We start from the raw sequence: 12,666 nt of genomic DNA, 5'->3' as shown, positions 1-12,666 counted from the left end.
ATGCGCAAGGCGGCTTATGGCAGATGAAGTCTCGGAATTGATGCTGTTCGTAAAGATCGTGCAGGCCGGAAACCTTTCGGCTGCAGCCCGCACGTTGAATGCCTCGACCGCAGCCATGAGTCGAACTCTGAGCTCGCTTGAGTCGAGGCTGGGAGTTCGCCTTGTCACCCGCACATCGCGAACATTTCAACTCACGGAGGAAGGCGATCGCTTTTATGAGCGCTGTCAACGGATTGTGGCGGACATCAAAGCCGCCGAAGCGGAAGCCTCTGAAAAGACGGAACGGGTGCGCGGTACGCTTCATGTCGGAGCACCCAGTGAAATCGGCCGGCGCCTCGTAGCTCCTCTCATCGGCGAGTTCACAAGCAAATTTCCGGAAGTGGAAGCGAGAATGATCCTGTCGGATGCCGGGCTTGACGTCATCGACGACGGCCTTGATGTCGCATTGCGCATCGGCCTGCCAAACGACACCAGCGTCATCGCTCGAAAGATCCTGACGGCCAAACGGATCGTCTGCGCATCGCCCGCGTACTTCAAGCGGCATGGCACACCGGCGCACCCGGATGATCTCAGGCGCCATAACTGCATCCGGCTCATGCGTGGCAAACGGGTGATGGACTCGTGGCTATTTCAGGAAGACGGCAAGCCATTCGAGGTGAAGGTCAACGGAACGCTCACCACATCAAGCGGCGAGGTGGTCCACGATTGGGTGCGGGCCGGGAGAGGCATCGCGCTCAAGGCGAATTGGGACCTGGGGCCGGAGTTGGAGGAAGGTTCAATTGTGCAGTGTCTGGAACAGTTTTGGTGCGATCCGATTGACCTCTTTGCCATCACGGCCAATCGGATGCACCAGCCTCATCGCATCCGGCTTTTCCTGGATTTCATCGCGAAGAAATTACCGCTTCGCGCGGTTCGAGAGGTTGGACGGCGCGATAAAGGGCGACATGACCGGGATCAGACACATCGCGATGACGCCAGCTAGGGCCATGAAGAGAAAGCAGTCCGCATAACTCAACACCTCGACCTGGTGCCTGCTGGAATGCGACAGAAGATCGACGGATGTCATATACGCCCCGGAAGGAGAAACACCAGCCTGCGACACCAGATACGCTCCCGTATGCTGCAAAGCTCCGCTGGTGGAGATATTCCCGGCATTCAGATGTTCGTAGAGGCGAGACGAATGGAGCGTCTGCCGGCGCTCGATCAGGATCGTGAGAAGCGCTACGCCTAGCGCTGCGCCGAGCTGACGAAAAGTCATGTAGAGGGACACGCCGTCGAGCAGATTCGCCTGATCGAGTTTTGCGACGGTTCCCGAGCCGACGGATGGAAGAAGCGCAGCCAGGCATCCGGCATACATCGCGAGCGGGAGAAAGAAATACCCGTCCGAGGTAGAAGTCGTCAGCCAGCGGTACAGGAGCAGCATCGCTCCAATCATCATGGTTAACGCCACAGCCATGAGTTTTCGCGGTCCGAAGCGTGCGATTAGCCATGTGATCGAAGGGCGAACTGTCGCCGCCGCAAGCGCATAGAAAGCAAGAATCCTCCCCGTTTGCGTAGCACTATGGGTCTGCGCGTCGACGTTTCTGAGAAATTCCGGAAGCACGAAGAGACTCCCCGAGAGAATCATTCCCAGAAAAATGCCGATCAGCATCGCGGCGACTACGTTCCTATTCTTGAGGAGGGCCAGATTGAACAGCGGATAGTGGTTATCGCTACTCGTTTGCCAATGAAGAAACGCGAGGAAAGCAGCAGCACTCACAAGGCTCAGTATGCGAATTCTCGGCGAGCTGAACCAGTCATCAATATGCCCGCGGCTGAGCACGATCTGTAGGCAAATGACTCCTGTTGCCAGAAGAATGAGTCCCCAGCGATCGGTGTGGCGAAGACGTGAGGATTCGGATTTCGGAAGCTCCGGGAAATTACGCCGAAGCAGCCATATTGCCCCGGTGGCCAGAAAGATATTCGGAATGCAGATGAGACGCCAGTTCAGGCGGTCCGTGAGAAAGCCGCTCAGCAATAATCCCATTGCACTGGCAAGGTAGAGCCCTACGGAGACACGCATGAGCGACGGACTTCTTCGTTGCTTTGGCATGAGGACATAAATCGACGCCCTCCACCAGACAGTAAGACCTGCCCCTGCAAGTCCAGACAGCGCCCGCCAAATGAGCATCGAGTCCAAAGTCGGGGAGAGCGCAGCCCCCACCGTCGCGAAGGCGAACAAAGCCGTCGTTCCGATGAGGAATCGCTTGTAGCCGAGGTGCCCTGCAAGCCAGATGGAAATCGGCACACCAAGGAAGAGCGCGCAGCTGTATACCGTCAGCAACCAGCTCGCCTCATCGAAGGACACGCCGAGTGTCCCGGTGATGTCGGGCAGCACGAGGTTCATGCTTTCGAATGTGTAGAACTCCATCCCGGTTGCAAAGGCTAGTCCGAGTAACAGAAGCCGGCTCTGCACGGGTGTCGGCCCGATGGACGCGTCATAGGTTGTGTTCAGCTCTGCTGGCATGGACGACTCTCTTAGAAGAACCACTTCGTTGTTCGGATCTTGGCTTCGACATTCATTCCGGGCCGTAGGATCTCCGAAGAGCCCTGCTTCTGGTGAACGAGAATCTTGACGGGAATGCGCTGCACCACTTTCACGAAGTTTCCAGTCGCGTTCTCCGGCGGAAGCAGTGCCTCTCGTGAACCTGTCGAACTGGCAATCGAGTCGACAACGCCATCGAAGGTTTTCCCGTCGTAGGCATCCACGCTGATCCGGACATGCTGGCCGGGGCGAACGTGCGCCAGTTGCGTTTCCTTGAAATTTGCCGTCACCCAGACGTTATCCAGCGGCACGAGTTGAAACATGGCCTGGCCGATGGCAAATTGCTGACCGGGCTCGACGGTGCGTCGAGTGACTACTCCGTGCATGGGCGCTCGCAGTGTGGTGTAGCTCAGATTCAGGGTCGCCTGTTCCAACTCTGCTTTCGCTTGCTGCACGTCGGCCAAGGCGGACTCGTAATCTGCTTTCCGCACGCCGGACTGCATTTCCTGCGCACGGCTCTCGCGCAATTGCGCCTTCGCCCGAAGGACGCTCGCGCTCGCTGTTTCTTCCGCGGCCTTCGCGGCGGAAGCGTCCTGGCGTACCGCTTCCAACCTTTGCTGCGCGGCAAGCCAGTCATTCCTGGTGACCTGGGCCGCGGCGACATAGGCATCATATTGCTGCCGGGAGATCTCCGATTGTTGTGCGAGAGAATCCGTCCTCTTCACATCCATCTCCGCTTTCTCCATCTCGGCTTTTCGCGCCGCCACGTTGGCCTCGGCGAACCCCAGCTCCGAAGTGGCCACCCTGTTGTAGGTCGTGGTCGCGCGATCCAGGTCGGCAGTAGCTCCGGCAACCTGAGCGTCAGCAGCAGCCGTCGCGCTCGTCGTTGTCCCGATGGTGAATGGAACCGTGATCTTCAACGATGCAGCGCGGGCCTCCGCGACCCCAAGCGCGGCGCGCGCCTGGTCAACACGTGCTTGATAATCTGCCGGGTCAAGCTGGATCATCACATCGCCGGGCGAGACCACGGTGTTGTCGTCGATATTCATCTTGGACACATATCCAGCGACGCGCGGCGACACCACGATCGAGTGTCCGTCCACCTGGGCGTCGTCCGTGGTGGGATTCAGGTCCTGCGTGAAAGCCCACAGTAGCGACACACCGACAACGACGATCAGCAACACCGCGTAAAACGCATTGCGCTTGTTCCACGAGAGGCCGAGTACGCTCTTTGGGCCTTCACTCGATGGGGCTACCGCTTCGACCGGCTTTTCCTGTCCTGTCATTTTCCTGATCCTTTCTGCTTTACTTTGCGTAGTCTTCCGCGATGCGTCCGCGCGCTTGAGACAGGTCTGCGTTGGCCTGTTGTAAGCGGTACATCGCGCCGATCTGGCTGTCCGTCGATTGCGCGAGAGAGTTCTGCGCCGTGATGACTTCAATGTTGTTGGTCACGCCCGCGGCAAAGCGGTCGCGGGATTCCTTCAGTTCGCGGGTGGAAAGAGCGACCGCGTCTGTCGAGAGTTGGAGTTCCTGCCGTGCAGCCTGGAGATTGGTTAGAGCTGTTCGCACTTCCTGGGTCACCACGTTTCGCCGATCATCGACAAGCCGGGACGATCTGTCCGCTGCAAGTGCCGACTCTTTGATCTCGGCGGATACTCTGCCGCCCGTAAAGATCGGGACACGCATCTCGGCTTGATAGGAATAGACCGGAAGGCCGCGGCCCGGCGCTCGTCCGCTTTCAGCCCAATAGCCGTCAAAGTGAAATTCAGGGAGTCGCTCCGCTCGCGCGGATTGATGATCGAACGTGGCGGCCCTTTGTCTCTCCTGCGCCGCAAGCAAATCTGGACGGGTCTTAAGCGCCTCTTGCAGGGAAGAATTTTCATCGGGCTGCGTTTCCGTCTCGCTGCTCAGCTCCTCAGTGGCGATTACCTGCTGATTAGCCGCGAATCCGAGTAGCTGTGCCAGGCCATAACCGTAAGCGCTGGTCTGCGCCTGGGCCTCCACGAGATTCTGCTGTTCGACCTTCAGCTCGACACTGGCGCGAAGGGCGTCCGTATTTGTACCCGTACCTTGCTGGAGGGCATCGGCGGCCAACTTCTGTAAACTCTCGGCAAGATCGATCCGGCTCTGTACAGCCTTCTCGGTGGCTTTTGAACGCTGCACGGATAGGTACTGCGCGACGACGAGTCCAACAATCCGTTCGCGAAAATCCTGATCGTCCGATGCCGCCGCGTTCGAGCGTTGCTTCGCTGCCTGGTACCCTTTCCAGGCTGAAACAGCAATGACAGGCACATCGAAGGTAGATCCCACCTGAAGATTGCCGTAAGGGCCCACCGAGTAGGGCGGGGCTTCTTGACCAATCAGGGTGGCAAGATTCAAGCGATTCATCTGCTCCTCCAGCTGCAAGCCAGACTTAGGCAGAAACGCGGAACGGGCAACGTTGACCTGCTGCTTGCTTTCGAGAGCTTCGAGACGGGAGGCAAACAGCAGGGGGTTTTGCTTGAGTGCTAGGCGTACCGCCTCATGCATGGAGAGCGGAACAGAACTAGCCAATGAACGATCACCCGTCCCGGCAGCTTCTCCGGTCGGGCTCTGGGCACCCGCGAACGGTCCGAAGCTCAGACCGAGAAAAATCCACGCGGCAAGAACTCGCGATCCCCGGAAACGACACACTGATGATTGCTTCAGATCTGTCTGTGCGAACAAAGGGCCACCTCCTGGCTTCCTTTTAACGATTCGACGACGAGAGCTAACATCTTCAGAACTTGCAAACTACTTGTAAAGTCCGATCCGCTGTCTGCATCTCGATGCTGATACTAGTGGCGGGGCTTCGGATTCGGTCCCCCCAAGTCCGCAAACGAACTTTGCAGTTTTCGCAAGGATGGGCGACTGCCCGGCCGGCAAGATCAGAGGTATCTGATTGCCATTGAGGTTCGACTCATGCAACTCACAGCGCGGACGCATGCGTTCGGTCAAGAAGCTGCAGGCTAGAGCCTGTTATGCCTTTTCGCGCGGTTGTCGCTGGGAGCCAACTTTTCTGAGATCGAGGAGCGCGTCGTGACGGATATTGAACATATCCGAACGATGCGCGACGAAGAGATCGGGCCCGATAAACGAAAGACGGGTGGCCCCAGCCCTCCGGGTTGCGGGGCAAATCGGCCCATACTTCGTTGTCGTCCTTGCCTTGGAATCGCCAAAGCCTTCGTCCTCCGCCTCGTCTGGACCGATTTGCCCCAGCAACGACGGCCACGCGAAAAGGCATAACAGGCTCTAGGCAAGGATGGCGCAGGACGGGGAGAGTCGTCCCGCCGCGCGGAGGGTCGAGCGGTGGCCGGGAGCCAGGGCGGGAGGATGGATGTAGGGAGAAACTAAAGAGGATTCTCGCTATCCGGTTTAGGGCGTCAAGAGAGGAAATACGGCGTGGATCACAAGGCGTAGGCTGTCTTCTCAGACCACCCGCCATCGAGCCCTGCTTCAGTCGAACAAGGCAGCTTTGCTGCCTGGCCGGGAACGACGATAGTCCCAAAGAATCCCTTGCGAGAATCGCGTTTTTTAGGACCTGGCCAACGATCCTCCAGCTCCATTCAGGATGTCGTTTCTTTCTCGGATCGCTTCTTCTGAGGTCGGAGCAAACATCCTCAGGCCGAAGTCAATAGCCGCAGTCTGAATCTCGTTCACCACAGGGCGGAGGCTCTGGTCATATTCCTGGAAGGCCAAACGGAAATCGTCAGGGTGCTTCTCGAACGCCTCTGCCAGGGCGGCTGCGCCAAGAATGGCCATGGAACCTCCCATGCCCGCAGCGGGTGATGGGCAATAGCCTGCGTCTCCAACCAGAGCAACACGGCCCTTGCTCCACGGAGACATTCTGATCTGGCAAAGCTTGTCGAAATAGAAGTTATCGCAATTCCAAATCTCGCCAAGTAATTCGGGCACCCTCCAGCTTTCGCCTGCAAAACGATCCAGGATCATCTGCTTTTGCTGGTTGCGGTCACGGCGGTCATAGGCCAGCTCTTCGGCGGAGAAAAAACAAAACGCGATATCTGTTTTGCCGTTATACGCATTGAGCATCACTGTCTTGCCAGGACGATTGAACATCTGGGAAGAATTTTCCGGAATCAGCAGTTTGTCCACGATCGTGAGTGAAAAGTAATTCTGAAGAAACAGCGAAAAATCCGCTTCCTCACCGAAGCACATCCTTCTCACGGCGGAGTGAGTTCCGTCGCACCCGAGCAGAAGTGAGAAAGAGCGCTGTATTCCGCTTGCCAGGCCGACGGCCACCTCGTCGACCTGTTCTTCCACGCTGATGACGCTGTCTGCGAAGAGAAACTCCACATCGTGCTTCACTCGGTCATAGAGCAGGTCAAGCAGTACGTCTCTCTCGATCTCCCATCCAGGCTCTTCGTCCTGCGCGTCCTCGTATCGTGCCGGCCTCCGGGCGAGCGGCGTTCCATCCGTGTCGAGGAACTCGGTCGGCCTCGGTGGCAGGCTGCGCGCAGATATCTCCTCGAGCAGGCCCATGCGTCTCACTACATCGATGACGCCTTCGCGGATGTCTACGGGCGTGCCGCCCCTGCGAATGCTCTGTGCCACTTCCACCACCGTTACGGCGTAGCCGAGTTTGTGCATCCACCACGCCGAAGATAGCCCGGCGAAGCTTGCTCCTGAGATGAGGACGGTCGGGCGAGGTGAGGAGGTGTGAGGGCTATGCATCGAGTCTCTTTCTTATACTCGGTATAATTATACTGAGTATAAGATGGAGTCAAGGTGCATAAACGATGCAGGATTCCACGGACCGGCGAACACAAAAGCGCTTTGCCACTCGGCAAAAAATTTCCGATACCGCCACGCTGTTGTTCATGGATCGCGGCTTCGACGAAGTAACTGTGGACCAGATTGCGGAGGCGGCCGGTGTCTCACGGATGACGGTCTTCAATCATTTCTCTCGTAAAGAGGACATGATCTTTGACCTCGATGACGTCGGGCGGCATGACGTACTTGCGGCATTGGAGAATCGCGCCGCCGGGGTCGCGCCCCTCGAAGCGCTACGATTGTTTGCGCACCGGGCCGTGGAAGAGGGCCGTCCATATGTTCTTTTTTGTGACGCGGGGAGCGACCGGTTCGTAAAAACGGTCCAGGCCAGCGACGTTCTGATGGCTCGCGCTCGGGCGATACGCGACGAATTGACTGATCTGCTGGCAGGCGCAATGGCGAAAGCGGTTCGGCGTCCTCTTACAGATCCTGCTGCACGCTTAGCTGCGTCGCTCGTGGTAGCGACATGGACGGTGGCATTCGTCGAAGCACATAGCATCTTCCACCAGGCTCAGGAGGCGAAGAAAGCATACAAAATCTTTCTTGCCATCATTGATCAGGGCAGCATCGGAGCGAAGGCAGCCGTTCAGGGAACCCGCTACGCCTAACAGTCCGCACGCAGACAAGAGTGTCCATGGTTTGAGAACCCGAGATGGGACGAGGCTAGTCCAAAGCCGGATAAAACACGGAACCCTTCCAACCTCTCAACATAGCTGACACAGCTAAAGGCGATCGGCTAGAGCCAATGAGGTGGATGAGATTGAAGGGCTGATTGGTGGACCTGATCGGGATCGGAGTATCCGGCCCGTTGATTCCACGTAAGTTATTGATTTCATAATGCCGAGATTTCTAAAATTTACTCTATTCCCGACTCGGCTGTACGTTTTTGTACGAAACATTTGAGAAAACTTTCCAGGGGACACACTTCTGTGGAACGCCTGTCTGAAATTGGGAGCAAGAGCGAAGAGAGAAAATTTCTATTTGCGGCTAACGACCGCGAACGCCCCCCTGCAAATGCGATGCCGGAATACGGTGGAGCCTCTTCAGAAGGAGAAAGTGCGCAGCTAGCACTAAACTGCGAAAGCAGAATCGGCGTGAGGATGCAATAGCCACGCAGGCGTCTGCGGCGAAGATGTCGAGCCGATCGCTCCAGTTCATGCGATTGATTTCGCTGTTTCTCGTTACAGGGGTGTCATAGATGCATGTCCTTGATTTACACTAACGCAAGCACGTTCTCATTAGTAGATATGGAAGGGCTTCAGCGCGAATTCCGTCTCATCTCGGGATGTATTGCGTAGAAATGATCCATTACCCGCCCGTCGCTTATCCTTGACATGGGCGGTGAAACCTAGGAAGCTGATACGACTATCATGTTTGCTCGAGTCTCAAAGCAGATCACGCGTAGGCACATGCTTGTGTGCATGCTGCTGCTGGTTGCACTTCTGAGCATGAGCATTGCGATGGCTTCCCACTTCCATACCAATCAGGATGGACATGAAGGGCAGTGCGCCCTGTGCATGTCCTGTGCCCAGATGGTAGCGGTCAGTGTTGCAGCAATCCTTCTCTTCTTCATTTCCCTGAAGACCCATGAAGCAGTCTCTGAGCATGATTCCGTGCTCCTGCTCACCTGGATTCCGCCTTCTCAGCGGGTCCGGCCTCCGCCTGTCCTTTAGTCCCTTTTAAAGGTGGATACCTCATACCGCGTTTTAGGTATGAATGCAGGTCGAATCCACCTACCGGACTTCTCTCTAGCAATCAGGAAGGTTCTATGCCCAGCATGCTTGCGGCATAGAGACGGTATCTCAACTCGCATTCGCGTGTTGGGATACTCGCCGGTTTCGCTACTGCCTGGAGGGATGACATGTCGGGCTCCTTGCTGTTTAGCTCGCAGAAGCGAAGTCCGTGTGCTCTGTGCTGATTTAGTCCTTGTTTCACTGCCACTCCTACGACTCGGGCAGGAGGGCTTTCGCTTGGAGAGAGTGAGGAATTTCCTCGACCAGGCCCTTAGAGGCTCATCGGGAATTCGACTTTCTCCGTAATCGGGATATGTCCGCCGTCGTGGCGATCCCCTCATCGTTTCACTCCTTCTCGTAAGGGGACAGAACATAACAGGAGATGCATTTATGAAGAGGCCGAACCACTTGCGGTTCTTTCTCGTCCTCGTCGTCGGGTTCTTGAGCAGCTTTGCCCCAGGGCTGCTGTATGGGCAAAGCACATCGGGCTTGGTTACAGGAACAGTCAAAGATCCGTCGGGCGCTGCGATTGTTGGGGCGACAGTCCAGATTCAGAACGTCGCCAGCGGTTATACGCGCGATACGATCACTGATCAGCAGGGCAACTATCGCTTTTCCAATGTGCCATTCAATCCGTATCAGGTCGTGGTGCATGCAAGGGGATTCAATGTAGCCAGTGAAGCGCTGGATGTATCGAACCCAGTGCCCGTGGTCGTGCCCTTCAGCCTGACTATCGGCTCGAGTACGGAGGTCACCGTCAAGTCGGGCCCGGAGATGGTCGAAAACGATCCGACGTTCCATGCGGATATCGACCGCTCACTGATCGATCGTTTGCCGACGGAAAGTGCCTCGAGCTCGCTGATCTCGATCGTGACGCTGGCTTCTCCGGGTGTGGCAGCTGACTCGAACGGATTGATGCATGGTCTGGGCGATCACGCGGAAAACTCCTTCAGCCTTGACGGCCAGCCGATCACCGACCAGCAAAGCAAGGTCTTTTCCAACGAGGTTCCAGCTGATGCAGTGCAATCGATGGAAGTGATCGATGGCGCGCCCCCGGCCGAGTATGGTGATAAGACTTCGTTGGTGGTGAAGATCACCACCCGCTCGGGACAGGGTGTCAAGACGCCAACCGGTGACATTCGTTTGTCGTATGGTTCGTTTGGCACCAGTCATCTGGGCTTCAACACGGCGGTGGGCGGCGACAGGTGGGGTAACTTCATCACGGCAAGTGGCCTTGAGAGCGGACGCTTCCTCGACGGACCAGAGCACGCTGTATTTCACGACAAGGGCAACGAAGAGAATGTCTTCGATCGCTTGGACTATAACTTCACTCCCCGCGACTTCATCCACATCAACGCGCAATACACGCGCTCCTGGTTCCAGACTCCGAACGATTTCGAGAACCTGAACGTCACGGATGAGAACGGCAATGTGGTCGGCAACACCGATCAGAAGTCGAAGATCGGCACCTTCAACATCGCCCCGGACTACACGCACCTGATCAGCGACAAGACGGTCTTCAATCTCGGCTTCTATGTCCGCCGCGACGCCTACAACTACTATCCAAGCTCGAACCCGCTGGCGGACTTCGCCGTCGATCAGCAGCAGGAGAGTATTCAGCAGGATCGCTCGCTGACCAACTCGGGCCTGCATGCCGACGTGACTTCGCAGCAGGGCATCAACAGCATCAAGTTTGGTGCGGTCTATGAGCAGACCTTCCTTCGCGAGAATGACTACATCGGCATCGTGGATCCCACGATCACGCCTTCGTGTGTGGATACAACCGGGGCACCGGTAGCCTGCACAGCCACTGGTGCGACGGCGAATCCGAATGTGAATCCGATTCTGCTACCGTATGACCTGACCCAAGGCGGCAACTACTACGGATGGCATGGCCGGGCGGACGTAAAGCAGCTTGCCCTCTATGGCGAAGACGAGATTAAGGCTGGCAACTGGCTGTTTAACCTTGGCCTTCGCGGCGATTTCTATAACGGCCTCACCACGCAGCGTCAAGCTGAGCCGCGCGCAGGCATTTCCTATAATGTGAAGCAAACCGGCACCGTACTGCGTGTTTCGTACGCGCGCACCCAGGAGACGCCGTTCAACGAGAATTTGGTCCTGTCGTCGAATGGCTGCGCCAACACGGTGCTGTTCAATATCTTCGCCACTCTTTCCGATGGTGCCTGCGCTACCGATACGCCCAAGGCCACGCCGTTCGATCCTGGCTTCCGCAACGAATTCCATGCAGGCTTCGGTCAGGCGATCGGTTCGCACTTTGCCTTCAACGGCGAGTACATTTGGAAGTACACCCATAACGCGTATGACTTCAGTGTGCTGGGTACAACACCGATCACCTTCCCGATCGAATGGCACAATTCGAAAATCCCCGGTTATGCGCTCAGCGCAACCCTGCGCGATGTTCATGGCTTGAACGCAACCTTCAATGCTTCGTCGGTGGCAGCCCGCTTCTTCACGCCGCAACTTGGCGGCGTGGGTGCGACCCCCTACAGCACCAATACGGAAGCCATCCTGCCGTTCCGCATCGATCACGATGAGAAGTTCAACCAAACAACACACGTCGAGTACCATATGCCGTTCCGCAAGAGCCTCTGGTATGGCTTTAACTGGCGCTATGACTCCGGTCTGGTAGCCGGTGCTGCACCATGCTACAACCCGAACGGTGCAAATACCGATTGCGATCCCAGCACTGCAATCACGATGCCGAACGGGCAGCCGGGCATCGATCTATCCGGCCTCTCATATGACCAGCAATTTCAGGCTGGCTTGACCTGCGACGGCGTAGCCGCCACGCCGTACAAGGGCTTCGTGTCCTGCGATGTTGCAGGTCTCAAGTCCAAGCTGCTCTCCCTTCCTGCTCCGAACACAGAAGATGCGGACAAGAATCCCTCCCGTATCGCTCCGCGCAACCTTTTCGATATGTCTCTAGGGGATGAGAACATCTATCACCTTGGCAGTAGTGGCCGCTATCGATTCGGAGCGACTGTCACTGCCATCAATGTGACGGATAAGTATGCTCTCTACAACTTTCTCTCTACGTTCTCCGGCACGCACTACGTGACGCCGAGAACCATTACCGGCGAACTCGTATTTCATTTCTAATCACTAATTCCGCGGCTGCACCGCTCTTGGCGCAGCCGCGGAGGACTTTGGGTGATGAGACAGGCTCGGCTTGCGCACGTCCTATCGTACTGGAGGCTAAAGCTGAAGAGTCTTCAGCAGCAAATCTACCTGGAAGCCAATCTCTATGGGCGCCAAAGAGATCATCAACGTCTGCGGCACATACGGATGTCGCGCGTAGAACGGTTGACGGTCCCGCTTCTCATTATCTTCATGTTGCTTATCACCATCGTTGCCGGATATCTGGGCTACGAGTACAAGGACTAGAACGGTACAGAACGCGCACTACGGTCGTCAGGCTGGAGCGTTAGCCCGAAGATGAACGCACACGGCTCGTCTTCGTCGTTCGGGGTCTCTTCCCTTTGACATTCGCATGATCTTTCGGATCAATGGTCGAGGCTGTCGACGAAGTTACGGATGGAGAAGAAATAAAAGATGCCGGCCTTTCGGAGACACCGTTTT

Annotated in this window: 8 protein-coding genes; 3 read left to right on the top strand and 5 right to left on the bottom strand. The window is 56.7% G+C overall.

The features are described from left to right. The first annotated feature begins 16 nt into the window (after positions 1–16). Positions 17–982 (top strand): LysR family transcriptional regulator, encoded by a 966-nt coding sequence (locus tag QM649_RS01175; protein WP_415197162.1) that lies wholly within the window; start codon positions 17–19, stop codon positions 980–982. On the opposite strand, the gene QM649_RS01170 is transcribed toward QM649_RS01175, so the two are convergent. From QM649_RS01170 to QM649_RS01155, 4 genes are all read right to left on the bottom strand, one after another. Then, the gene (locus QM649_RS01170) at positions 896–2,506 is read right to left on the bottom strand and encodes an MFS transporter (RefSeq protein WP_415197161.1); all 1,611 of its coding nucleotides are present in this window, start codon (positions 2,504–2,506) and stop codon (positions 896–898) included. The two genes, QM649_RS01175 and QM649_RS01170, sit on opposite strands and share 87 nt — an antisense overlap. A gap of 11 nt (positions 2,507–2,517) precedes the next feature. After that, a complete protein-coding gene (locus QM649_RS01165) occupies positions 2,518–3,708 on the bottom strand; it encodes an HlyD family secretion protein (RefSeq protein ID WP_415197160.1) in 1,191 nt (396 codons plus the stop codon). Positions 3,709–3,829: 121 nt separating this feature from the next. Then, positions 3,830–5,230, bottom strand: coding sequence for a TolC family protein (locus QM649_RS01160; RefSeq protein ID WP_415197159.1), 1,401 nt, complete (start codon positions 5,228–5,230; stop codon positions 3,830–3,832). Between the two features lie 846 nt (positions 5,231–6,076). Further along, a complete protein-coding gene (locus QM649_RS01155) occupies positions 6,077–7,150 on the bottom strand; it encodes an FAD-dependent monooxygenase (protein ID WP_415197217.1) in 1,074 nt (357 codons plus the stop codon). 149 nt (positions 7,151–7,299) lie between these two features. Here QM649_RS01155 and QM649_RS01150 point away from each other — a divergent pair, with 149 nt between their 5' ends. Then, complete coding sequence (locus QM649_RS01150; RefSeq protein ID WP_415197158.1) at positions 7,300–7,941, top strand: TetR/AcrR family transcriptional regulator; 642 nt, start codon at positions 7,300–7,302, stop codon at positions 7,939–7,941. Between the two features lie 777 nt (positions 7,942–8,718). Here the strand turns inward: QM649_RS01150 and QM649_RS01145 are convergent. Continuing rightward, positions 8,719–8,940, bottom strand: coding sequence for a hypothetical protein (locus QM649_RS01145; RefSeq protein ID WP_415197157.1), 222 nt, complete (start codon positions 8,938–8,940; stop codon positions 8,719–8,721). Between the two features lie 516 nt (positions 8,941–9,456). Between QM649_RS01145 and QM649_RS01140 the strand changes: the two genes are divergently transcribed. Then, entirely contained in the window at positions 9,457–12,186 is a 2,730-nt protein-coding gene (locus tag QM649_RS01140) for a TonB-dependent receptor (RefSeq protein WP_415197156.1), read from the top strand. The last annotated feature ends 480 nt before the right edge of the window (positions 12,187–12,666 follow it).

It is taken from the genome of Silvibacterium sp., from assembly GCF_047605705.1.
Taxonomy (GTDB): Bacteria; Acidobacteriota; Terriglobia; order Terriglobales; family Acidobacteriaceae; genus Silvibacterium.
The sequence above is the reverse complement of the archived record's forward strand: the minus strand, read 5'-3'. Positions and strand labels throughout refer to the sequence as shown.